The organism is Asticcacaulis sp., from assembly GCF_051954415.1.
Lineage (GTDB): Bacteria > Pseudomonadota > Alphaproteobacteria > Caulobacterales > Caulobacteraceae > Asticcacaulis.
Genome location: NZ_JBQCHT010000045.1, coordinates 1 through 21,891, shown reverse-complemented (window position 1 = coordinate 21,891; position 21,891 = coordinate 1). Strand labels below are relative to the sequence as shown.

Genomic DNA, 21,891 nt, shown 5'->3' with positions numbered 1-21,891 from the left:
TCCATTCTGTTAGGCAGCAGTGTCGACTTCGCCAGTTCAATATTCTATGCGATTTGGTGCGGGCCCTGTAAGGGCTTGGTCAGAAGTTCGCACCCAGATCTATGGCTATGCCAGGTTCGCTTCGCCTTGCAACCATTGCAAGCCCGCCAGTTGCGTCAGGTCATGACTGCTCAGAAAATGCACCAGGCCAAGGACTGTGGTCTCGCCATGGTCGCCCAGGATCACTGCCCGCTTCCATTGCTCATCGTTCAGTCCCTCCAGTATGCTGAGCGTGCGCTTGCGAGCCTCCCTGAAGATTTTCAGCAAATCCTCCGCGCTCTCGTCACCAGCTTCCACCGCGTCGATTGCTTCAACCCTTATGTCCGGCTTTTCTTCAAGCAGTGCCCGGGAAATACAGACCTGAAAGCGCTCGATTTCTTGGGCTTTGATCACCCGAAGCTGCTGAATTGCCGTCAACTCTCCGCACGGACTGGAGGCCCAGGACGGGGGCCGCCAGTCATAAAGTTCAGTCGGCAGAACCTTGAAATGCGCTTCGAGGCGATCCGGGAACTCAGCGAGAGCAGTGAAAGTGACGAGGTGCATATCGGTCCTGAGCTACATTATGGTCTTCGATCCGTATCCGCGCGAGCTGTTCCAGAAATGATCATCCGGCATTGACCAGCGGTTCACGCGGCCAGTGGCGCAGCTTTGCCAGGTCAGTGAAGAAGGCCTTGACCCTGGCGGCTGAAGACAGCTCCACGAACGCTTCATCGAGGTCGGCAGCGATACCAGCCTTTTCCAGCAGCGGCAGGACCTCGGGTGAATAGGCCAGGAACTTCATGTGCGCGAAGGCATCGGAGACGAAATCCTTGGCGGTCGATTTCCGGGTTAACCACGCCACGCCCTCCTCCGATGCGATGACGGCGACGACATCGAACAGGACCGACGGTCCGCCGTCGATCTTGTACTGCGCCGGCAGAGCGGTGCCGTCGCTCAGCGTCACCCCTGTCACCATGGGCGCGATGAATTCGACCATCATGCCTTCCTTCATGGCGGCCTTTTGCAAGGCGTCCACCAGTTTCGCGTCGGCCCCATCGGTCACCAAGACGCCCAGCTTGCGGCCAGCCAGAGACGGCGGCGGGTTTTTCAGGATGCTGAGGGCATTGGATGGCGGTAAATCCTGGCGGGTGGCGACCGCGGCCGTCGCGGTGGCCGGCAATTCCGGGAGCCCCAAGCCTGTCGCCACCGTCTGGGCCAGGCCGGGATCAATGTTCAGGAGGTGCGACACCACGCGGGTTCGAATGGCCGGCCGCTCGACACGGCTCAATTCGAATACCAGGGCATTGGCGATATGGGTCTGCTCAGTGTCTGTCTGGCTGATGTAGAACTGCCGGGCCTGGCTGTAGTGGTCGGCGAAGCTTTCCGGCCGGATGCGCAGCTTGTTGCCTTCGACAGGTTCCCGGAAGCTCTTGAAGCCTGCGCCGGTTTCGCGCGGGCCAGGATCAGCGCCCTCTTCCGCGCTCCAGGAATTGGGCTCATAGTTGGCGCGCCCCATCGGATTGGTCATGGCCATGTGGCCATCCTGCTGGAAGTGGTGGAACGGACACCTGGGCGCATTGATCGGGATGTGGGTGAAGTTCGGTCCGCCCAGGCGCTTCAGTTGTGTGTCGAGATAGGAGAAGTTTCGGCCTTGCAGCAACGGGTCATTGGTGAAGTCAATGCCCGGCACGATGTTGGACGTGCAGAAGGCGACCTGCTCGGTCTCCAGGAAAAAGTTGTCCGGCATGCGGTCAAGCACCAGGCGCCCGACCATGCGCAGCGGCAGGATTTCTTCGGGGATGATCTTGGTGGCGTCCAGGACGTCGAAATCGAAGCTGTTGGCGAAGTCCTCGTCAAACAATTGCAGGCCCAGTTCCCATTCCGGGAAAGCGCCGCTTTTGATCGCATTCCACAGGTCGCGGCGATGGAAGTCGGGGTCGGCGCCATTAATCTTGACAGCTTCGTTCCAGACCACCGATTGCATGCCGAGCTTCGGGCGCCAGTGGAATTTGACGAAGGTCGACTTGCCTTCGGCATTGACGAGGCGGAAGGTGTGGACACCGAAGCCCTGCATGAAGCGGAAGCCGCGGGGGATGGCGCGGTCGGACATGATCCACATGATCATGTGCATCGATTCCGGCATCAGCGAGATGAAGTCCCAAAAGTTGTCGTGCGCGGTCTGGGCCTGCGGGAATTCTCGGTCGGGCTCTTGCTTGGCGGCATGGACAAGATCGGGAAACTTGATGGCATCCTGAATAAAGAACACCGGGATGTTGTTGCCGACGAGGTCCCAGTTACCTTGCTGTGTGTAGAACTTGACGGCAAAACCGCGCACATCGCGGGCCAGATCGAACGAGCCCTTGTTCCCAGCTACGGTCGAAAAGCGCACGAAGACCGGTGTCTTTTCGCCCGGTCGCTGGAACAGGTCGGCCGCCGTTACGTCCGCCAGCGAGTCGTACGTTTCAAAGTAACCATGCGCACCGTAGCCTCGCGCGTGGACAACCCGTTCCGGAATGCGTTCATGGTCAAAGTGAAATAGCTTTTCACGCAGATGGTGGTCTTCCAGGCTGACCGGACCGCGTGCGCCGGCCTTCAGGGAATTCTGGTCGTCAGAAACCGGGGCGCCTTGCTGGGTTGTCAGGACGGCATAGCCGTCTTCAGCGGTCTGGTGCGTATCCCCACCCGGTGCCAGGGTAATAGCGACATCTGCAAACTGGGCTTGGGTGCTTTTCCCGGCCGAGGCCTTCGGGGTGGTTTTCTTGGTGACCATGGACCTCTCCTGTATTCAAAATTCAATGGCCGACATCGCGGCCGATGGAAGATTCAGGCCGCTTCTGTCATTTCCTGCGGTTGCAGGAGATGAAGGAAGTGGCCGTATTTTAGGAAATGTTGGACCTGCCCGACCGCCATTGGATCGCTGGACAGGAGATCATGTGGCAAAGGCAAGACGATGTGGTCGCGCATGCCTGCGAGCTTCGTGCGGTTTACGCTGATCTTGCCATCATGTGGCCACGGCGCCAGCAGATTCGCCATCGGATCGAGCGAAACGGCGCCCGCGATTATGCCAAGCTCGTAGTCGGCATGCGCGCGGAGTTGACCGGCAAATCCGTCCGAGCCGGTGCCGGACTGGAACGCAGCAGGACCATAGATCATTCGAAACCACCAGTTCCGCCGGTAGACTTCGAGGACCTCGCTACCGTGGAGACCCGGCGCCGTCATGACCACGCGCCCCAGATTTCGCGGTCTGTACTGCTGAAGCGCTGCGTGCAAAAGCACGCCTCCAAGAGAATGCGTCACGAAATGAAGATGGGTCGCGTCCTTGTGCCGGTCAAAGATCGGCAAGATATACTGCTGGACCAGTACATCCGCTGCAAACAGCGTGGATGGATAGGCCACATTGTCAACCCCGGCCCCCTCAAGCCTGAGCACCATTTCGAGGCTCGCCATGATGGTTGGTGTCTCGGCCAGGCCATGAAAAAGAACTACTTGGTTTTCGCCGTCGCCCATGCATATCCCCGAGAGCGTCTGAGACGCTCGTCTGCTGTCAAATCGAAAAGAGTGATGCCCGGTTGCCTTGGCGGCATTGGCCCTGAACGCGGGCAAGGTGATGCGGCAGCCGTAAGGATAAAATGCAAAAGGGCTACGAGAAAATAAGCAGATCATATCTCTTTGAAAAAACCGGATAATCTCGCGAAAAACGACCTTTGGACGCGGCCAGGATGATATTGCATCCTTATGCGCCGCGGCACACCATTCTGATCTCTAGTCAAGGGAGGCCGGCATGACCAGGACTGCAAAAAGCTCAGAACCGAAACAGAAGGATGCCCATCCAAACGCAAGCGTTCATGTGAAGGACAAACCGCAATTCGATGAGCGCCCTGAAAAGTATCCTGCCGCCAAAAAGGGATTGGGCAATCCCGACAAGCCTGCGGACAGATAGCCGTGGGTCAGAAAGTTGTTCGATATACCGGAGGGTGCGCCTGTGGCGCGGTCCGATTTGAAGCCATCGATAAGCCGCTCCGCGTCGGTCTCTGCCACTGTCTGACCTGCCGCAAACACCATGGCGCCGCGTTCAATCCATTCGTTGTCTTCCCGTTTGAGGCCGTCTTCATCGCCGGTGGCCTGCGCAGTTGGCGCAGCTCGGAGCATTCGACCCGGCTGAGCTGCGAGGTCTGCTCGTCGCCAATATGTCAACAGGAAGACGACAGCGGCGAGATCGAATTGCATGGCGGCAGCTTCGATGAAACAAGCCTGTTCCCACCTGAATACGAGAACTGGACGCTTCACCGCGAGGACTGGTTGCCGCATCTGGGCGTCAGGGAACACCCGGCAGATGTATCCGCGGAGATACTCGATCAGTCCCGGCATGTCCGATCCTGGCGGCAGCACTAACCGAGCTGAACGCAAGCCCGACGCTAGGACCGGTGATCCAATTTTCTATTCAGGACGCCACGAATCTTTCGGGCGAGTTCATCAGGCATGTATGGCTTATAGATCGTCTCGAATGCGGCCGAATTCGTATGGCCATGAACGTCATCAGCAAAACCCGTCGTAACGAGAATCGCCATATCCGATGACCTGCGCTTCACCTCCTTCGCCAGTGCTACGCCATTCATGTGACCCGGCATTATGATGTCCGTGAACAGCATATCGAAGCGACTGCTGTCTCCGTCAAGGATTTGCAGGGCTTCGCCGGCATTGCCGGCTTCACATATGACATACCCTTCCTGAGTGAGGATCGCCGCGGCAAGCTCGCGAACCTCCTTGTTGTCCTCGACGATTAATATTCTTTCGCCCTTGCCCTGCCCCTTTTCATCTTTTGGCAGGTCTGCCCTGGCTTCTACGTCTCCATCCACGACCGGGAAAGTTATACGGATGCTTGTTCCTTCGCCGACCTGGCTATCAACGGCGAAGCCGCCGTCGGACTGCTTCACGAAGCCATAAACCTGCGCGAGGCCTAAGCCTGTTCCCTTGCCTACTTCCTTGGTCGTAAAGAAAGGTTCGGTGACATGAGCCAGGACATCAGGCGACATGCCCTCGCCCGTGTCCCGCACCGACAATTCGACGGACTGCCCGCCGCGACCGTTAAAGCCGCCGGCCGGCACAGTCAAATTCCGCGTCGAAATGGTTACAGTACCGCCATTTGGCATCGCATCGCGGGCATTGGCCAGCACGTTTATCAACGCGACTTCAAACTGGATGACGTCGATCTGTGCATTGGCCAGATCCGGCGCCAAATCCAGTTCAATGGTTATGTGAGACCCCAGCGTCTTCGATAACAGCTCGTTTAGCTCCGTGATCACACGGTTCAGGTTGACAACGCGGGCTTCCAGGGGCTGCTTTCGGGAAAATGCCAGCAATTGCTGCGTCAGGGCCTTGGCCTTTTCCGCCGCTGTTATAACCGCGTCCTGGTATCGGGTAAGCTGTTCCGGCTTGTCGATCACTGTACGGGCAAGCTGCATGTTGCCGATGATCACCTGGAGCAGGTTGTTGAAATCGTGGGCGATCCCCCCCGTCAACTGCCCGATCGCTTCCATCTTCTGCGCCCGGCGAAGGGCGGTTTCCGCCTCCCGGCGCCGCGTGATGTCCAGTTGCGAACCGAAGAAATACAGAAGTCGACCTTCACGATCGAAAATCGGGCTGATGAACAGGGCATTCCAGAACATCGTGCCGTCCTTGCGGTAGTTCTGGACCTCCACCGCAATATCCGTCTTGTCCTCGATCGCCCTGCGTACATTCGCGATAGCATCCCGGTCGGTCCCGGGCCCCTGGAGGAAGCGGCAATTATGTCCCAGGATTTCGTTCATCTCGTAGCCGGATGTGTTCAGGAAGGCCTGATTGGCAAAGATGACTGGGTTGTCGAATTGGTTCGGGTCCGTGACGATCATCGGCATCCGCGTCATTTCGATCGCGGCAAAAAACAGGTCGTGACGGTCGGCGCTGTCGGTTATCGTTGGGTGACCGTGCATTTGATCACCCGCTGCATACAGACGTTGCACCGACGCCGGTTCGACCGCGGTGCTGAAACTTGCACGCATATTTTCGCGGATGCCCGAAAGATCGGTAAGCGCATTGCTGACGATTTGTTGACAGCGCGCGTCGTCCTTATAACGCAGTCCGAGCAGTTGTAGGCCGCTGATCACGCCCGCCAGCATATTGTTCAGGTCGTGGATCGAGCGCCGACGCTCACTATTCCCGCTTGAAGCGCTATCACCGTTGTCCAAGTGCGTTCTCGCTAAAAGACATCAAACTGGAGAATACGACATAAAAGTCCCATCGGATTAGTCCGTTTGATAAATCAAGGCCGAGTGTATGGCTTGGTAGAATAGCGTCGCAGAAGGGACCGGAGAGGCTTGATCAGACGACCTATCATCGGAGCTTGGCTTGCAACTCTGCGGGGTTGAAGGGCTTCGAGATGTATTCGTCCATGCCTGCGGCGAGGCACCGTTCCTTGTCTCCAGCCATGGCGTGGGCCGTCATTCCAATGATCTTCAAGCGCGGCTTTCCCGTCTGCTGTTCATGGGCGCGGATCATTTTCGTCGCGTCCAGGCCGTTCAGTCCAGGCATCTGAACATCCATCAGCGCGGCCATATATTTGTGGTTTTTCGCCAGCTCGAACGCTTCCAATCCATTCTTTGCTATGTCTACCCGATAACCGAAGCCCTCGAGGAAGGTCGAGGCGACCAGCACATTCGGTTCGAAATCTTCCACCAGAAGAACGGACGGGCGAGCCTTTTCGTCCAGGGTCTGCGCGACGAGGGTCGACAAATCCACCGGTGTATCCTCGAGCTCCTTGGGTGCCAGGGTAAGAGGCACGCAAACCGTGAATGTGGATCCTTGGTGGAGGACACTCTCTACGCTGATCGTACCGCCCATGATTTCCGTGAGCGTTTTCGTGATGGCCAGTCCTAATCCCGTCCCGCCGTACCGGCGGCTGATGCTGCTGTCGGCCTGAACGAACTTGTCGAAGATGGTTGGCAATTTCTCTTCGGCAATCCCGATGCCCGTGTCCTTTACGGCAATGCAAACCGTCTCCTTGTCGGCTATGTCCATGGGGTGGCACGTTATTGAAACGTGAATTCCGCCTTCGGACGTGAATTTGATCGCGTTGGAGCAAAGATTCAGGATGATTTGTCGCAGCCGGGTCGGATCCCCTACGAACATTCGATGATCCGCGCAGTCGCCTTCGGCCGAGAAATGCAGGCCTTTTTGTTTCACCTGTACGGCCATCATGCTGGTCACTTCCTGGATCAGCCGGGGCAAGCTGAACGGGATCTGTTCCAGTTCGACCGTCCGCGCTTCGATCTTGGCGATGTCGAGAAGGTCGTTGATCAAGGCCAGAAGGCTGTCGGCGCTCAATTGCAGCGTATGAATGAACTGGCGCTGTTTTTCATTTAGTGGCTTCGATGCGGCGAGTATTGTAGACAAGCCGATCACAGCATTCATCGGTGTACGGATCTCATGGCTCATATTCGCCAGGAATTCGCTCTTGGCGATGTTGGCGGCCTCTGCCTTATGACGGGCATCGGTCATGTCCTGGATATCCGTACAGGTCCCGTACCAGCGCAGAATCTGTTGGTCGGGGCCAATGTCCGCCGTGGCACGGCCGAGTACCCAACGATAGGTGTCATCCGATCGTTTGAGACGATATTCGATTTCATACGGAGCCCCCGTAGCCACGGACGCCTGCCATTGAGCGCTTGCGCGCACGGCATCATCTGGGTGCACGTAGGTAATCCAGCCCACGCCATCCGTCTCGCCTTCGCGAGCGCCTGTGAATTCGTACCAGCGGTTGTTGTAAAAATGGACCGCGCCGTCTGGATCAGCGATCCAAACCATTGGGTCGATCGCGTTTGCCAGGTGCTTGAACTGCCGCTCGCTTTGTTGCACGCGTTGCAGGAGGCGGCTGCTCTCAATTCCGGTCGCCGCCTGAGCCGCGACAGCCCGGGCAATGCGTTCGCCGCGCTCGGTAAACACACCGGGGGTGGCGTGCCCAAAGAAAAGTCCGCCAAGGACCTCGCCACCTTTGGATATAACCGGCACAGCCAGATAGGCACGGACGGGTAGGTGGCCTTCAGGCATGCCCCGGCGTGGCGCATTTTTTCCATAGTCGGCCTGGGTCGTCACATCGTCGTAACGCACGACCTTCTCGCCTGAGAAGGTCGGCGCGAAAATCGCCGTATTGCGAGGCATGGGAAATTTGTCGAAATGCGCACGATCCACGCCGGCTATGGTGTACAGGGTATAGCTCTCGCCATCGATGTTTTCGACATTGTAGAAGAAGGCGCCGAACTGGGCGCCGGTCAACCGGGTCGCCTGGTCCGTCGCCGTCTGGACCGCCTCTTCCAGGGTCTGATTGGTAAATGCCTCGCCAACCTCATAGAGGGCGGTGACGATTTCACGCTCTTCTTCGACGAGCTGCGACGCCTGTTTCTGATCCTCAATATCGGTGCTGGTCCCTATCCAGCGCGTAATGGTGTTCGCATCGTCCCGGATCGGCACTGCGCGGGACAAATTCCATCGATAGGTGTTTGACGCTGCATGTAAAATACGTTGCTCCAGCACATATTCGGTACCCGTCGCGATGCTGTGCCGCCAGGCTTCCGTGCCTGCAGGCAGGTCGTCAGGGTGAATTACGCTCGGCCAATCGTAGCCGCCTTCGATCATCTTGATGTCGCCGACATAGGCAGCCGCGTGTTCGTTGATATAGGTGAGCTGGCCATCCGAGCCGGCGGCCCATACCATTTGCGGCAGGGAATTTGTCAGCGCCTCGAGCTGCCGCGTACGGTTTGCCAGTTCTATCTCCAACGCCCGTGTCAACGAAATATCCCGAGCGATCTTGCTGGCGCCTATGACGGTTCCTTCTGCATTCCGGATGGGTGAGATTGTCACCGAAATGGCGAAAAGCTCGCCATTCTTACGCTTTCGCACCGTTTCGAAATGGTCGACACGCTGCCCGGCGCTGATCTTGGCGATGATGTCGGCTTCTTCCTGGTATCGGTCTTCCGGAATGATAAGGGTGATATGTTGCCCGACCGCCTCCTCAGCGGTCTGACCGAAAATGCGCTCGGCCGCAGCGTTCCACGAGGTGATTATACCGTCGAGCGTTTTACTGACGATGGCATCATCGGATGATTCAATAATGGCCGCCAAATGGGCATGGGCATCAGTCAGGGGCTCTTTACGCATTCCGGATCACATTATTCTAACTCGTCCGCGCGGTGGTACGGAACAAAATGTGCAACTCTCGACTTTATGCATAAGGATTCAATAAGGATAAGCGCTGGCGGCCCATAACCAGCCGACCTATCAAGATGGGTTCTTTCAGAAAGTTCCGTCCAGTTCTGAAAGTGCTGGCGCTTCATACCTGAGGCTGTCCTAATACGGCTGCCCATCCTTATGCAGGAAGCGCCATTTGCCCTCCGTGAGGACGGCATTGAGATCGTCATCAGGATAGATAGCCGCGTCACCGGGTGTCCGGTCGCCGATCTCCAGATAGACGACAGGGGCGTCGGTTTGATTGACCAGGTGATGGGCATTTCCGGTACCCGCCCGGAAGCCGGCGCACATCCCCGGCTCGAGTGGGGTCTCGCCCTCGTCGGTCACAAGCGTGGGACGGCCGGCGAGGATGTATATAAATTCGTCCTGCCGCGAATGGGCATGGCGAAGCGCGGACAGGGCGCCGGGGTGAAGCCGTGTCAGATTCACGCCGAAGTTCTCCAGGCCGAAAATGTCGCCCAGCACTCGCTTTTCACGTCCGTTCATGCGCGAGGCGTAAGGCTCGGGATAGTTGGACGGCCGCAACCGCACAGGCGCATGCAACGCGAATATGGCAACGGATATATCTTCTTTATGATCCGTCATCTGCCTGCCCCGGTCGGGTTGACGACATCGGGCGGATACGTGCCGTGGCCCTCGATGACGAGGCCGTCTTTCAGGCGCAAGATCTCGCTGACCCGGACGCCCTTTTGGTTCGTATAAAGGATGACGATGTGATCGATGCCCGAGAACACAGCGTCCACCGTGAAATGCAGGTCTGGGATCGCCTGGATGCCTTCCCTCCAGTAGTCCCGTATTTCGGTTTTGCCGTTAAGCCGGCCTCCGCTCTGGGGCCGGATGCGCCTGGCGAAAGGCGACGTGAAGATGGCGTGTTCATGGAAATGCGCGAGAACGCGCTCAATGTCGCGGGCATTCCACGCCGCCGCCCATTCTGTCGCGAAATCCGCCGGATTCGTCTGCATCTGCATTCCTTATTGCTCTGGTAAACGGTGCTGGGCAATTGCCCGGATTACGGCGACCATATCCAGGTGACCTTCACCCATTTCAACGGCATTTTCCAGAAGCGTCTGGCAGCCGTCGAGCATTGGGGTTGCAACCGCGGATTTTTCCGCTTCCGCCCGGATAAGCCTGGCAATAAATTCCACGTCGCGGAGTGCCGCCTGTGCTTCCATGTCGCCCGATACCAGCTTTTCCAGTTTTCCACTCGACACCACGCTTGCCATCGGTCCCGCATCAAGGATGCGGCGAAATAATTCCGTATCCACACCCTGTGAAACGGCGAAGTTCATCGCTTCTGCCAGACCTGTGACCATTGTGATCAGGAACAGGTTGACGGCCAGCTTTGTTCTAAGTGCGCCCGGAATGTCGCCGCATAAGTAGATGTCCGACGTCATGAGGCGAACCAGGGGCATGACCTTTTCAATAACCTGCTCAGGGCCGGAAATCATGGCGACGAGCTCCCCGGCCAGGGCGACGTTGCGGGACCCGGAGACCGGGCACTCGACGTAATGCCCGCCGGCCAAATCTATAGCTCGCGACAATGCCAGCGAATAATCGGGCGCTACGGTTCCCATGTTGACGACGACGCGTCCGCGTACGTTATCCGAGAAGGCTTCCGTCTCACGCTCGAGCACTTCGTTCACCGCGTCGCTATTTCCCAACATCAAGAAAATGAGAGATGCGGATCGCAACGCATTGCGCGCCGACGACGCAACGATGGCGCCGTCCTGTCGCAGACGGTCCGCGGCGGCGGCGGATCGGTTCCATACGACTAGGCCCGCCATGCGGCGCTGGAGATTTGCCGCCATCGGTTCTCCCATAAGTCCCAATCCCAGGAATGCAGCTTCCATCAGTCCCTCCTCGCGAACGGGCGCCTACCCGCAACGCGCTCCCACCCGCCGTCCTGCCGTCAGCGGCTGTATCTGAACCGCAGGCGGGCCGACCCAAGGATATGATTACGCGCCATGAAGCCAACGATGGCAGGGGTCGTATTAGCGTCTACCGGTAGACGTGCCACGCTAAGCGCGCGTACCGTCACTATGTATTCATGTGTGCTGCCGGCAGGCGGGCAAATACCGACATAACCGGCTGCGCCCATGTCGGTCCGCGTCTCGACGGCGCCTCGGGGCAATGACGCGCCGTCTTTGAGCGCTTCGACATCAGAGGGGATATTAGCGACCACCCAGTGCATGAACCCGACGCCGGTTGGCGCATCCTTGTCATAGAGCGTTACAAGGAAGCTCTGCGTGCCCGCTGGCGCACCTGACCAATGTAGTATCGGCGCCCGGTTTTGGCCATCGCATCCGAGTCCATAGCTCTTCGCAAGGATCAAGGATGCCTGAGGGTGACCCTTACGGATATCCGGACTGTTAACGGTGAAGTCTTTGGCAGCCACAGGCCCGTTAAGGGCAAGCCCCAGGATGATAAGTGAGACGAGACGCATGAAACCTCCATTGATCCATGCATTTTCGCACATAAATCAAGCCAGATGCGTGCACCAAAGTCCTAAAACCGTGCCAAATTGCGCAAATGCGCTAACCAACCGCCCATTTCGATGATATGGAATAGCATGCAAGAGCCAGAGAACATCGTCTCCGGGACGTATCAGCGACGGATCGTCTCGCGGCCGGGCGTAGGCGCCACCGCCACCGTCCGGCAGGTATCAGAGGTCAGGATTGCACGCCTGCTGGTGCAACAGCCCTCGTTGATCGTCGTGAAACGGGGTACCAAGGTCGTTAGCCAGGGCGATTTAGACATCACGGCCGTGGCAGGCGACGCCGTGTTTCTCCGCGGGGGCCGTTTCGATGTGGTAAACAAACCTGATGGCGAGGGACTCTACGAGGCCTTCTGGCTGGCTTGGACTTCGGATAGTCTTGCTAAATATCGCGCGACACTTGCGTGTCCCCCTCGCGACATCGTTTCTCGGCTGTCTGACATCTCGGCGCCAATGGCCGAGACGCTCTCGCGTGCACATTCTGCCGTGCGTGACCCGGACCTGCCGGATACCATAGCGTTGCATCGCATAGAGGAGGTCCTGCCTTGGCTCTTGCATTGTGGAGTTGATATCGCTCCATCGGATGACAGAGGTTTGGCGAACCGCGTGACCGCATTGATTTCCGCAAATCCCGGCTTTGGGTGGTCGCTGAAACACCTGGCAAGACATCTCTCGGTCAGCGAGGCGACCCTGCGCCGTCACCTGGCGACGGGAGGCACGCGGTTTTCCGAGCTGCTGATCGATGCGCGCATGTCTGCCGCGCTTTCCTTGCTTCAGAGCACGGACAGGCCCGTGGAGCATATCGCTATGGATGTCGGCTACAATTCGCCTTCGCGGTTCGCGGTGCGATTTCGCGCGCGGTTTGGCTTCGCCCCGACCGCTATACGGGGCCACAACCGTCCTATTCGACCGCTGGCGATCTAAGCAGCGGCTACCCGTTAATGCCACGCGACGACGCGCTTGCTCTATCCGTTCGTGAGGGGCCTTCCGTTTCGCCTCACAATAACGCTCCAGATCTGCCAACAAGTCCGATGGCCCGCGCACTAGCAGCTTGTCCTCCGCTTCGTTCGCAAGGTTACGCAGCTTTTCCAAGTCGGTGAAAATTCGGTTCATCAGTTCGTCTTGTCGTGTTGGCATGAATCACCTCAAATCCCAACCGCACAGATCAAGCTGACCGACGACCATTTTTCGGGCAATCGGGGAAATCCCTTATTGACGACTTCAGAGGCAAATAATGCCACGTCGTACCGCCCTGACTACGGCGGTCACACGGTTGAAGGCATTCAGCTTTTCATAGTCATTCCTTAGATGGGCTTCGACCGTCTTCTGACGAATTCCAAGGATTTCCGCGATCTCGTAGTCGGTCTTTCCGACCGCGACCCAAGTTAGCACCTCCCGCTCCTTTATTGACAATGGACGGGGATCGACTGGCAGACTGGCGCCCGCCGTCTTGATGTCTCGGAAGGTCTCGTAGAATGCATGCAGATGGCGCGGATCATTGAATATTGAAAAGACAATTTTCTCGTACCCGTGGTGGGCAAGGGCCTTTTTCAAACAGTCTAGCAACTCGACTTCAGTGCCGGTGCCGTCAGTGTCGGAAAGATAGTCTTCGAAGCGATAGCTCACCTCAGTTGGCCCCTGTCATCTGGATAGGGGACGCTACGCCAGTCTGTACAACACGGCAACCCTGGACTGATGAAGATCATTACACAAACGTGAAGCGAGTAACCCGTTCCGCCGCGACGATCCAAAAGCGTTGCCGACGCCATGACGGGTTGGAAAAACCCTATGGAAATCTTACACCTAACAGGTCTCAATCCCTTAACCTCACGCCACTACATATAAGGGAAGCCATGCGATCGAATGACACTCTGCCGAACCCGGTCGATCTGCATGTCGGGGCGAAGGTACGGACGAGGCGCAAGATTGTCGGATTTTCCCAAACACAGCTCGCGGACGCAATCGGTGTGACTTTCCAACAAGTTCAAAAATATGAGCGGGGCGCCAACCGTATCAGCGCCTCCAAACTGTGGGATATTGCATTCAAATTGAAGACGTCGATGGCCTACTTTTTCGATGGCTATGCGGAAGGCGAAACGCCGGACGGCTTTGCGCCATCGGATTTGGAAGTGTATGTTCATAACTTTCTGATGACGACAGAAGGTGTCGAACTCGCCGAAGCCTTTCCCAGGATCAAGTCGGCGCAACAGCGTCGCAAAATTCTCGATTTGGTTAAAAGCCTGGCCGCAGATGGGGACGACCAATCGGAGTGAGCATCACCCTCTGACCGCCTTCCATGCGTCTTTCTGCTCGGCATAACAAGGATCGGCTTCCGCCGCCTTCCATTTCTCGAAGAAGATGTCGGCGCTTTTTGCCTTCAGAGGATCACCGGTGCCACGCGCCAATGGCGCGTGTCCTTTGTCCTTATCATATTTCCGGCCGCCCTTATAATTGGCGTATCTTCGGGCGCGCGTGTATCCCATCTGCAGAAACTTACGTGCCATGTCTGCACCGACAAATTCGCCGTTCTTCAGATAGACGTGAAATTGCGCCAATATGCGCCTGGCGCTATCCGCGGCCATGCCCGGCGTTTTAAATCGCCACAGGGGGACTAGCTCGCTCTTATAGGGCTCACAAATCAGCACGCCCTGCTCGCCCTTGCCGACCTTGTAATATTCGGGATGATCACGATAGTTCACATCGGGACGCCAGGCATAGTGAGCCTTGTCAAAGTCCAGATAGCTCGGCCGGCGCGACGAGGATGATTGGGCTGTGCTGCTATGCATGTCCACCAACTCCGTGCACCGGCTTACGCCAAAAGCATTCAGACCGCGGGCATGATATCTTCATCGGCGTCATGTCCATCGTCCTCGTCATCAAGGTCGATCTCCGACTTGCGAGGTTCAGCCCCGCCAGCCGGTTCCGTCGTCTGGTCGGACTCGACGTCCTCAACCTGGCTACCTCGTGGCGGAGCGAAGTTGTCGGTGCCGGCATTGTCGGTCGTTTCGTCTTCTGCCCCCGACTGTGGGGCATTGCCGGTCAAGGCTTCGGTGCCGGTGTCGTTGCCGATATCCAAAGTGTGCAGTTCGGCGCCCGGTACACCGGCTTGGGTCTGTCCCTGCTCTTGCTGGTGGGCGATGTCGTTAAACTGCCCATCCTCATCGGAATGATCTCGTTTGTAATCTTCGTTTTCCATAGCGGCCTCCAGTTTTAATAAGGCCAAAGTGTAGGCCAACGATCATAAGCAAGCTGCCGGATAAGGAGCGTCGCTTATAAGGCCCTGATACGCCTAAGGCGCGTTAACTTCGCAAGATGGCCAGCCCTGCGCGAAACGCCTCAATGCGCGGCATAGCCAGCGGAGAGGGCCTGCACCAGCGAAGCGGCATAACCCGGCCAAAGATGAAGTTCGGCTGCGAACACCACGGCTGATTCAGACTGAAAACTTACGGCGTTTGCGCTAGCCCTTTGAGTCGCAATTCTCGAAGAAACGAGGCTAGACATGGCAATACGCCCCTATTGGAGCGGCACCATTCGCGTGTCGCTGGTCTCCTTGACCGTCGATATGTTCACCGCGCTCGACGCGAAGGGTAAGATCGCTTTCCACCAGATCTATAAGCCGACCGGCGAGCGCGTGCGCCAGAAGCTGGTTGCCGGCGATGTCGAGGTAGAGCGCGCCGACGTCGTGAAGGGCTATGAGGTCGACAAAGGCGAGTACGTCCTTTTCGATCCGGACGAGATCAAGGATCTGAAGATCGCCTCCAGCAAGGCGATGGAACTGGTCCGTTTCGTTCCCTATGACGCAGTGGATGCCGTCTATTTCGATACGCCCTACTATCTGGCGCCCTCCGGCAAGGGCGACCTGGCGACCTTCAGCGTGATCCGGGATTCCATGCGCGAACTGAAGGTCATGGGCATCGGCCAGATCGTTATTTCGGGCAGTGAGCGTCTATGCGCCGTCAAGCCATGCGGACCGGGGCTGTTGCTCGAAACCCTTCACTATGCCGATGAGATCAAGAAAAGCGGGTATGTGTTCGGGGACATCAAAACCGTCTCGGTTGACGCAGACGAGAAGGACCTGGCTAAGCAATTGATCAAGCGCAAGGTCGGCGAGTTCGAGCCTGAGGAGTTTCATGATCGCTATACCGATGCGTTGAAGGAACTGGTTCAGGCGCGAATCGAAGACCGCGAACCGGTCGTGCCCGAGGAACGGCCGGCGGCTAAGGTCGTCAACTTGATGGATGCGTTGCGCGCCAGCCTGCGCGAACCGGCCCCAGCCAATGACGCAGACGAAAAACCAAAGGCCAAGACCGCGCCCAAGGCGAGGGCAAAACCTGCCGCTACCCGTAAGGCAGGCTGACCATGGACCACCAGGGTTATCGGCGGGCAAACGCCAAGCGTCAGCCGGCGCGTTCTGCCAAACTCGCTTTCCGGGAACTGGAGCTGGCGACCTTGGCCGAAGCGGTGCCCGAGGGGCCAAACTGGGTTCATGAGATCAAGTTCGACGGCTATCGGACGCTTGCGGTCATCGACGCCGGTCAGGTCATACTCTACTCACGGTCCGGCCTGGATTGGACGTCTAAATACCAGGATATTGCCGATCGACTGAAAGCGTTGAAGGTGGATAATGCCATCCTCGACGGCGAGATCGTCGCCCTGAACGAGCATGGCGCGTCCAGCTTTTCCCGGCTCAAGGCCGAGCTCAGCGCCGGCCGGAGCGACGAACTGCAGTATTATGTCTTCGACCTGCTCGTACTGAACGGCCAGGATATTTCCGGCCAAGCACTTCTGGAACGAAAGGCGCTGCTGGAGCCTCTGCTGAAGTCTCAGGATTTCGAAAATCATATTATCTATAGTGAGCATTTCGCCGAGAACGCCAACTTCCTGCCGCATCTGTGCAGCCTGGACATGGAAGGCATTATCTCTAAGCGCGTCGATGCGCCCTACCGGGGTGGCCGCGGCAAGACCTGGCTAAAAGTCAAATGCCACAAACGCCAGGAATTCGTCATCGTTGGCTTCACGGAATCGACGCACCTGACGCGGGGCTTTCGGTCCTTGTTGCTGGGCTATTACGATGGGCCGACACTGCGATTTGCCGGTAAGGTCGGTACGGGGTTCAACCTCGAAAGCCAGTTGGACATCCGTAAGAAGCTCGACAGATTGAAAGTCATCCCAAAACCCTTCAGCAAATTGCCGCCCGACGTCGGCCGCGGCACCTGGGTAGAACCAAAGCTAGTCTGCGAAATAGAGTTCACCGAATGGACGCCGGAGGGCCGGCTGCGGCATCCGTCCTTCCAGGGTCTGCGGGAAGACAAGCCGGCCAAGGGTATCGGACGCGACACGGAGATGCCGATAGACGCGGCGGTGAAGGAAGCTGACGTTGAAGTGAGAGGCGCAGCATCAGCTAAACGGTCCCGCCACCCCTCGGCCCCGCTAAAATCTCCGGATCGCATCGATGTCGGCGGGATCGGTATCTCCCACCCTAACCGGATCGTCTTTCCGGAGCTTGGCGTCACGAAGCTGGAACTGGCGCGGTTCTATGCCGGCATCGCCGATCGCATGATGCCACACATTGCGAACCGTCCCCTGTCCCTCGTGCGGGTGCCGGATGACATTCACGGCCAGCAGTTCTTCCAGCGGCACCTGCCCGAGCGCGGCGGTCTGCACAATGTCCAGCCGGTCGATGTTCCGGTTAAGGATAGGATCGAAGAGTACATGCAGGTCACCGATGAACTGGGTCTGCTCTCCCTCGTTCAGTGGGGAGGTATCGAGTTCCATCCTTGGGGATCGCATTCGAACAAGCCAGCGCTTCCCGACCGGATGATTTTGGACCTTGATCCAGACCCGGAAGCGCCCTGGCAAAATGTCATAGACGGCGCCGCGGAGATCCGTGACCGGATGGCCGAACTGGGTTTGGAAAGTTTCCTGAAGACCACTGGCGGCAAGGGGCTTCACGTTGTCATTCCGATCGAGCGGCAGTGGTCCTGGCCAGCCATTAAGGCTTTCACTCGTGCAATCGCCGAATCCATGGCCCAGGACAGCCCGACGCGGTTTATCGCCAATATGAGCAAGGCCAAGCGCAAGGGCCGCATTTTCATCGACTATCTGCGCAATGACCTGACATCAACAGCCGTATCCGTCTTCTCGGTACGGGCGCGCCCCGGGGCTGGCGTTTCCACGCCCCTGTTCTGGAAGGAACTGACACCCAAGCTCAATCCGGGCGACTACAACATCAATAGCCTGTCCAAGCGCCTGAGGACCCAGAAGGCAGACCCCTGGGCAGATTATTTCGCAACGAGGCAAAACCTTCGCGCTGATATTCTCAAAGCGCTCAAAATCGACCCTCGATAAGACTTCGGTCTAAGATTTCGGCGCCAAGCGCAGCAGGTCAAGCATGTCCGACAGGACATCAAACCGTACAGGCTTGGTTAGATGCAAGTCGAAGCCGGCCGCCGCCGTTTTCTGTCGCGCCTCTGCGTCGCCATAGGCTGTGACCGCGATAATCTTCACACCGGCCAGACGCGCATCGGCGCGCAGAATCCTGGCGACATTGACGCCATCGATATCAGGCATCGAGAGGTCGAGCAGGATTACGTCGGGCCGGATGGAGGCTGCCAGTTCCAAGGCGTCGTTGCCCTTGAAACACACAAAGGCGGTGTCACCGAAATCTTCGACGGCGTCCTTGAGGCTGAGCGCGGTCTCCCGGTTGTCATCAACCGTGAGAATGCGCAGCGCATGGCCGCGAGGCGCGGCATTCATTGAGGTATTCACCTTTGGCATCTGGCATCGGTACGGCTTGATCAAGGCGCAAATACGGTTCGCCAGTGAAACATTTAGGACGCCCGTGGTTCGACTCAAGAGGACTATCTTACAATTTCCCGATGATCCTGAGGTCGTTTGACTCGTGATTTCTTATGGCGAAACACGGCATCTTCGATGGATTAAGGAGAACACCCATGTCAAAACAAGGCCTCTACATCGAACCTCGCGAACAAGGTGATTACGCCGTGCGCCGGGAAGATTCCAAACGTGCCAGCGCCACGGCGCCGACGCAAAAGGAAGCGATTGCGCGCGCACGCGAATTGGAACCGGATGCGGAAATCCATGTCGCGCGCGTCCGCGGCGCGGGCGACGGGCCGGACAAGTTCCGCAAGGCCTAGGTACGGTGTGCAATGATTACGAGGCCCACGTCAAATGGAGCCTCTACACGGACGCCCTGGCGAAGCTCAACCTGAACATGCCCCATAGCCAGAGGCCGCAGGATTTAAGGAATGCGGACGACATTCGGATTGGCGATACGGGTTCGGTCGCGCGCATCGCTGGCAATGGCGTCGAACTCGTCCCAATGACATTCGGGTTCCCGCCGCCGCGCCCAAAGCGCCCGCGAACCTTCAACTTCATCTCCGAGAAGCGGGACTTCAGTGATAGCAAACGCTGCGGCATCCCGGCCTCGGCGTTTTTTGAATTTACCGGAACAAAATATCCGAAGGCCAAGTATCGCTTTACGCTAAAGGACGCGCCTTTCCTGTTTGTCGCCGGGCTTTGGCGGGAGGCAGCAGATGAGGAACTCGAGAGTTTTACCATGCTGACGACCGCACCCGGACCGGATATCGCACCGTATCACGATCGCCAGGTCGTCGTGCTCGCTCCCGACCATCTGGCGCATTGGCTCTATCTCGACAGACCACAAGCTGACCTGCTCCGTCCCCTGCCCGCTGGCTCTCTCGAAGTGGAGACCGTGCGTCCGGGCAGCGACTAGGGCGCCGGATCATCACCGCATATGTCCGCGGCCAATAGGGCGGCCAATGTCGGCTTGGGCGACGGTCTTGCCGATCCGCCCAGTCCGAAGCACAGGCATGCCAGTCCTATCGCACTCAGTAGCCGACGCAGCGCCATTCGAACTCATCCTGTCTCGATCATATAAGATGCGACCATCTTCAACTCCGCATAAAATCGCGATGTCGTCCGTGGTTCCATGCGCAAAATTATGACAGCACACCATCCCCGATCAGGGTTGACTCTCTTTAGTGAAAGGAACAAAATAGGAACATTCGCTTTCAGAAGGATCGTGACGATGACTATCGCCCCTGGAATGTTTGCAGACCTCGTTAATGACTGGCGAGTGTTTGTCGTGGAAACGGATGTACACCATGCTGGTGTTTTGTACGTTGGCAGTTATCCTTATGACGAGAACGGGCGCCCTTTGCACCCCGAAGCCCCACCTATCGCCGGCACCTGGGATGGGACTTCGCCGGGCACGCGTCAGATCAGCGAGCGCCAGAGGAGACACGACCGTCTGACAGCCGCTTTTCATCATGAACCGGTCTATCAAAGGCTGCATGCCTGATGGGCCGGGGACGGACTATAGACGCTGGACGGCTTTTTGGATTATAGATGGCCTATGGGAATACGACTTTACGATAGCGCCTGGGTCGCACTGCGCGGCGTGGATACGCCCCAACAGGTCCAAAAGGATCGGTTGAACCCGGCCGTATTCGTCATCAACGGATATCACTACGATATTGACGGCCGGGGCGTTTCCAAAATCGAAAACGTACCCGAGATCCTGCGCCTGCTGAGCTTGCAGGACGCCCGGACGCTGGGCCTCTCTACACAATATACGGCACCCAAAGCGCTGCTGGTTTGACGGGCTCGTGAACTTGCAAATAAGATAGGCGTCCTACGACTGTCTGCGGGTCTATCCGATGTGTTGGTGTGGACGGCTTCTCAATCACATTCGGAGTTCAAGGCCTACAGGTCTATGATTTCCGAACTCATTGGGAGGACCTAAAATGGATAATATTATAAGGATCGGTATGGATACGTCTAAGCACGTGTTCCAGCTTCATGGCGTAAATGGCGCAGAGGAAGTTGTATTGCGCCGGCAAATGCGCCGCACTGAGATGATAAAATTTTTCGAGAAACTGCCGTCGACACTTATCGGAATCGAAGCTTGCGGCAGTTCCCATCACTGGGCGCGGCTTCTTCAGTCCTTCGGCCATGAGGTGAAGCTGATCGCGCCGCAGTACGTAAAAGCCTATGTGAAGCGTGGGAAGAATGATGCCGCGGACGCAGAGGCGATATGTGAGGCAGTAAGCCGCCCGTCAATGCGGTTCGTTCCAGTGAAGTCTTGCGACCAACAGGCCGCGTGCATGCTTATGACGGTGCGTGAACGTTTGGTGGGAGTAAAAACCCAGCTCTCGAATGCCATCCGCAGTTATGCAGCAGAGTTTGGCATCGTGGGAGCGGCTGGCCGTCAAAATACCAATGGCCTCATTAAGCGTATCCTCGAAGACGAAACATTGCCTGCAATGGCGCGCGAGCTATTTAGCTTCCAGGCAAATGAATATGCGGCCGTAGAAAATCGGCTCAACGAAGTCGAAACCAAATTGATGATCTGGCATCGTGCCGACGACGTCAGTCGCCGCATTGCGTCAATCCCAGGCGTTGGGCCAATTGGCTCGACAATGCTCAGCATGAAAGCCCCGCCTGCGGAAAGTTTTAAATCAGGCCGTCAATTCGCGGCATGGCTGGGACTTACCCCGAGAGACCACTCGACGGGTGGTCGAGCCCGGTTCGGTGGAATAACTAAGGCTGGCGACCCCGCTATAAGATCGACCTTGATTGTGGGCGCCACTGCGATGTTGAGGCACATCAGAGCCGGTCGGAGCAAGCCTTCACCTTGGATCGCCAATATGCTGCAGCGAAAGCCACCAAAGCTTGTGGCAGTAGCCTTGGCAAACAAGTTTGCACGAATTGCGTGGCGGCTTATGGTGTCCGGCGGCGTCTATAACAGACCGCTGGGTTCACCAGCCATATAACAGACGGTCCGCCCGGACACGATGAAAAGGCTGCCCTAGTGGATCGAAACCGAACTTGCAGGAACAAATAGTTGGTATGATCGATTGATCGATACGCAGGACCTTCCGAAGATTGCACTGGCATCAACAATGTCGCTCATGTGTTTGGAGCGTGCGTAGCGAACACCATCTCGGCCAGCGGGGCTTGACTCGCACAAACAGGCCGGACATCTGATAGCAAGCGATCGAGTCAAACAACTATCTAGACCTGACAAGCTGGGAGGCCGTCCACATCTGCAATCT

The 21,891-nt window shown here is 57.4% G+C and carries 23 protein-coding genes; 10 read left to right on the top strand and 13 right to left on the bottom strand.

Annotation, left to right across the window (positions count from 1 at the left end; all coding sequences use genetic code 11):
- Nucleotides 1–105 precede the first annotated feature (105 nt).
- From ACTHND_RS17020 to ACTHND_RS17010, 3 genes are all read right to left on the bottom strand, one after another.
- Nucleotides 106–582, bottom strand: a complete 477-nt coding sequence (locus ACTHND_RS17020; RefSeq protein WP_440179162.1) for a DinB family protein — start codon at nt 580–582, stop codon at nt 106–108.
- A 61-nt stretch (nt 583–643) separates the two neighbouring features.
- On the bottom strand, nt 644–2,788 hold the full coding sequence (locus tag ACTHND_RS17015; RefSeq protein WP_440179161.1) for a catalase: 2,145 nt from the start codon (nt 2,786–2,788) through the stop codon (nt 644–646).
- A gap of 53 nt (nt 2,789–2,841) precedes the next feature.
- Nucleotides 2,842–3,525, bottom strand: a complete 684-nt coding sequence (locus ACTHND_RS17010; RefSeq protein ID WP_440179160.1) for an esterase/lipase family protein — start codon at nt 3,523–3,525, stop codon at nt 2,842–2,844.
- A 274-nt stretch (nt 3,526–3,799) separates the two neighbouring features.
- On the opposite strand from ACTHND_RS17010, the gene ACTHND_RS17005 reads away from it, so the two are divergent.
- Together ACTHND_RS17005 and ACTHND_RS17000 are read left to right on the top strand one after the other, a co-directional pair.
- The gene (locus tag ACTHND_RS17005; RefSeq protein ID WP_440179159.1) at nt 3,800–3,958 is read left to right on the top strand and encodes a hypothetical protein; all 159 of its coding nucleotides are present in this window, start codon (nt 3,800–3,802) and stop codon (nt 3,956–3,958) included.
- 2 nt (nt 3,959–3,960) lie between these two features.
- Nucleotides 3,961–4,410: a GFA family protein gene (locus ACTHND_RS17000; RefSeq protein ID WP_440179158.1), complete on the top strand. Its 450-nt coding sequence runs from the start codon at nt 3,961–3,963 to the stop codon at nt 4,408–4,410.
- A 23-nt stretch (nt 4,411–4,433) separates the two neighbouring features.
- Here ACTHND_RS17000 and ACTHND_RS16995 read toward each other — a convergent pair whose 3' ends face one another.
- From ACTHND_RS16995 to ACTHND_RS16970, 6 genes are all read right to left on the bottom strand, one after another.
- Complete coding sequence (locus ACTHND_RS16995) at nt 4,434–6,242, bottom strand: histidine kinase famiy protein (RefSeq protein WP_440179157.1); 1,809 nt, start codon at nt 6,240–6,242, stop codon at nt 4,434–4,436.
- 145 nt (nt 6,243–6,387) lie between these two features.
- Complete coding sequence (locus ACTHND_RS16990) at nt 6,388–9,207, bottom strand: PAS domain S-box protein (RefSeq protein ID WP_440179156.1); 2,820 nt, start codon at nt 9,205–9,207, stop codon at nt 6,388–6,390.
- A gap of 189 nt (nt 9,208–9,396) precedes the next feature.
- The gene (locus ACTHND_RS16985) at nt 9,397–9,882 is read right to left on the bottom strand and encodes a cupin domain-containing protein (RefSeq protein WP_440179155.1); all 486 of its coding nucleotides are present in this window, start codon (nt 9,880–9,882) and stop codon (nt 9,397–9,399) included.
- Nucleotides 9,879–10,259, bottom strand: coding sequence for a nuclear transport factor 2 family protein (locus ACTHND_RS16980; RefSeq protein ID WP_440179154.1), 381 nt, complete (start codon nt 10,257–10,259; stop codon nt 9,879–9,881). The genes ACTHND_RS16985 and ACTHND_RS16980 overlap by 4 nt, the downstream gene beginning before the upstream one ends.
- A 9-nt stretch (nt 10,260–10,268) precedes the next feature.
- Nucleotides 10,269–11,147 carry an NAD(P)-dependent oxidoreductase gene (locus tag ACTHND_RS16975; RefSeq protein ID WP_440179153.1) on the bottom strand — a complete coding sequence of 293 codons (879 nt, stop codon included), beginning with the start codon at nt 11,145–11,147 and terminating at the stop codon, nt 10,269–10,271.
- 59 nt (nt 11,148–11,206) lie between these two features.
- Nucleotides 11,207–11,740, bottom strand: coding sequence for a YbhB/YbcL family Raf kinase inhibitor-like protein (locus tag ACTHND_RS16970; protein WP_440179152.1), 534 nt, complete (start codon nt 11,738–11,740; stop codon nt 11,207–11,209).
- Between the two features lie 126 nt (nt 11,741–11,866).
- Between ACTHND_RS16970 and ACTHND_RS16965 the strand changes: the two genes are divergently transcribed.
- Nucleotides 11,867–12,715 (top strand): helix-turn-helix transcriptional regulator, encoded by an 849-nt coding sequence (locus tag ACTHND_RS16965; protein ID WP_440179151.1) that lies wholly within the window; start codon nt 11,867–11,869, stop codon nt 12,713–12,715.
- A 297-nt stretch (nt 12,716–13,012) separates the two neighbouring features.
- On the opposite strand, the gene ACTHND_RS16960 is transcribed toward ACTHND_RS16965, so the two are convergent.
- Nucleotides 13,013–13,417: a helix-turn-helix domain-containing protein gene (locus tag ACTHND_RS16960; protein ID WP_440179150.1), complete on the bottom strand. Its 405-nt coding sequence runs from the start codon at nt 13,415–13,417 to the stop codon at nt 13,013–13,015.
- A gap of 227 nt (nt 13,418–13,644) precedes the next feature.
- On the opposite strand from ACTHND_RS16960, the gene ACTHND_RS16955 reads away from it, so the two are divergent.
- Nucleotides 13,645–14,064: a helix-turn-helix domain-containing protein gene (locus ACTHND_RS16955; protein WP_440179149.1), complete on the top strand. Its 420-nt coding sequence runs from the start codon at nt 13,645–13,647 to the stop codon at nt 14,062–14,064.
- 3 nt (nt 14,065–14,067) lie between these two features.
- On the opposite strand, the gene ACTHND_RS16950 is transcribed toward ACTHND_RS16955, so the two are convergent.
- Complete coding sequence (locus ACTHND_RS16950) at nt 14,068–14,577, bottom strand: DUF4385 domain-containing protein (RefSeq protein ID WP_440179148.1); 510 nt, start codon at nt 14,575–14,577, stop codon at nt 14,068–14,070.
- Between the two features lie 38 nt (nt 14,578–14,615).
- On the bottom strand, nt 14,616–15,014 hold the full coding sequence (locus tag ACTHND_RS16945) for a hypothetical protein (RefSeq protein WP_440179147.1): 399 nt from the start codon (nt 15,012–15,014) through the stop codon (nt 14,616–14,618).
- A gap of 276 nt (nt 15,015–15,290) precedes the next feature.
- Here ACTHND_RS16945 and ku point away from each other — a divergent pair, with 276 nt between their 5' ends.
- Both ku and ligD read left to right on the top strand, forming a co-directional pair.
- Nucleotides 15,291–16,148, top strand: a complete 858-nt coding sequence (ku, locus tag ACTHND_RS16940; protein WP_440179146.1) for a non-homologous end joining protein Ku — start codon at nt 15,291–15,293, stop codon at nt 16,146–16,148.
- A 2-nt stretch (nt 16,149–16,150) separates the two neighbouring features.
- Nucleotides 16,151–18,139 carry a DNA ligase D gene (gene ligD / locus ACTHND_RS16935; RefSeq protein WP_440179145.1) on the top strand — a complete coding sequence of 663 codons (1,989 nt, stop codon included), beginning with the start codon at nt 16,151–16,153 and terminating at the stop codon, nt 18,137–18,139.
- A 9-nt stretch (nt 18,140–18,148) separates the two neighbouring features.
- Here the strand turns inward: ligD and ACTHND_RS16930 are convergent, their stop codons facing one another.
- Nucleotides 18,149–18,547, bottom strand: a complete 399-nt coding sequence (locus ACTHND_RS16930) for a response regulator (protein ID WP_440179144.1) — start codon at nt 18,545–18,547, stop codon at nt 18,149–18,151.
- Nucleotides 18,548–18,744: 197 nt separating this feature from the next.
- Between ACTHND_RS16930 and ACTHND_RS16925 the strand changes: the two genes are divergently transcribed.
- From ACTHND_RS16925 to ACTHND_RS16910, 4 genes are all read left to right on the top strand, one after another.
- Entirely contained in the window at nt 18,745–18,948 is a 204-nt protein-coding gene (locus ACTHND_RS16925) for a DUF2188 domain-containing protein (protein ID WP_440179143.1), read from the top strand.
- 5 nt (nt 18,949–18,953) lie between these two features.
- Nucleotides 18,954–19,547, top strand: coding sequence for an SOS response-associated peptidase family protein (locus ACTHND_RS16920; RefSeq protein ID WP_440179142.1), 594 nt, complete (start codon nt 18,954–18,956; stop codon nt 19,545–19,547).
- Nucleotides 19,548–20,189: 642 nt separating this feature from the next.
- Nucleotides 20,190–20,435, top strand: a complete 246-nt coding sequence (locus ACTHND_RS16915; RefSeq protein WP_440179141.1) for a hypothetical protein — start codon at nt 20,190–20,192, stop codon at nt 20,433–20,435.
- Between the two features lie 145 nt (nt 20,436–20,580).
- Entirely contained in the window at nt 20,581–21,609 is a 1,029-nt protein-coding gene (locus tag ACTHND_RS16910) for an IS110 family transposase (protein WP_440179140.1), read from the top strand.
- Nucleotides 21,610–21,891: the final 282 nt, after the last annotated feature.

Bases quoted from the DNA above. Each gene is read 5' to 3' on its own strand.
- ACTHND_RS17020 (WP_440179162.1), bottom strand. From the start codon at position 582: ATGCACCTCGTCACTTTCACTGCTCTCGCTGAGTTCCCGGATCGCCTC.
- ACTHND_RS16965 (WP_440179151.1), top strand. From the start codon at position 11,867: ATGCAAGAGCCAGAGAACATCGTCTCCGGGACGTATCAGCGACGGATC.
- ACTHND_RS17010 (WP_440179160.1), bottom strand. From the start codon at position 3,525: ATGGGCGACGGCGAAAACCAAGTAGTTCTTTTTCATGGCCTGGCCGAG.
- ACTHND_RS16930 (WP_440179144.1), bottom strand. From the start codon at position 18,547: ATGAATGCCGCGCCTCGCGGCCATGCGCTGCGCATTCTCACGGTTGAT.
- ACTHND_RS16950 (WP_440179148.1), bottom strand. From the start codon at position 14,577: ATGCATAGCAGCACAGCCCAATCATCCTCGTCGCGCCGGCCGAGCTAT.
- ACTHND_RS16915 (WP_440179141.1), top strand. From the start codon at position 20,190: ATGGGAATACGACTTTACGATAGCGCCTGGGTCGCACTGCGCGGCGTG.
- ACTHND_RS17015 (WP_440179161.1), bottom strand. From the start codon at position 2,788: ATGGTCACCAAGAAAACCACCCCGAAGGCCTCGGCCGGGAAAAGCACC.
- ACTHND_RS16925 (WP_440179143.1), top strand. From the start codon at position 18,745: ATGTCAAAACAAGGCCTCTACATCGAACCTCGCGAACAAGGTGATTAC.
- ACTHND_RS16970 (WP_440179152.1), bottom strand. From the start codon at position 11,740: ATGCGTCTCGTCTCACTTATCATCCTGGGGCTTGCCCTTAACGGGCCT.
- ACTHND_RS16955 (WP_440179149.1), top strand. From the start codon at position 13,645: ATGCGATCGAATGACACTCTGCCGAACCCGGTCGATCTGCATGTCGGG.
- ACTHND_RS16910 (WP_440179140.1), top strand. From the start codon at position 20,581: ATGGATAATATTATAAGGATCGGTATGGATACGTCTAAGCACGTGTTC.
- ACTHND_RS16985 (WP_440179155.1), bottom strand. From the start codon at position 9,882: ATGACGGATCATAAAGAAGATATATCCGTTGCCATATTCGCGTTGCAT.
- ACTHND_RS17005 (WP_440179159.1), top strand. From the start codon at position 3,800: ATGACCAGGACTGCAAAAAGCTCAGAACCGAAACAGAAGGATGCCCAT.
- ligD (WP_440179145.1), top strand. From the start codon at position 16,151: ATGGACCACCAGGGTTATCGGCGGGCAAACGCCAAGCGTCAGCCGGCG.
- ACTHND_RS16990 (WP_440179156.1), bottom strand. From the start codon at position 9,207: ATGCGTAAAGAGCCCCTGACTGATGCCCATGCCCATTTGGCGGCCATT.
- ACTHND_RS16975 (WP_440179153.1), bottom strand. From the start codon at position 11,147: ATGGAAGCTGCATTCCTGGGATTGGGACTTATGGGAGAACCGATGGCG.
- ku (WP_440179146.1), top strand. From the start codon at position 15,291: ATGGCAATACGCCCCTATTGGAGCGGCACCATTCGCGTGTCGCTGGTC.
- ACTHND_RS16980 (WP_440179154.1), bottom strand. From the start codon at position 10,259: ATGCAGACGAATCCGGCGGATTTCGCGACAGAATGGGCGGCGGCGTGG.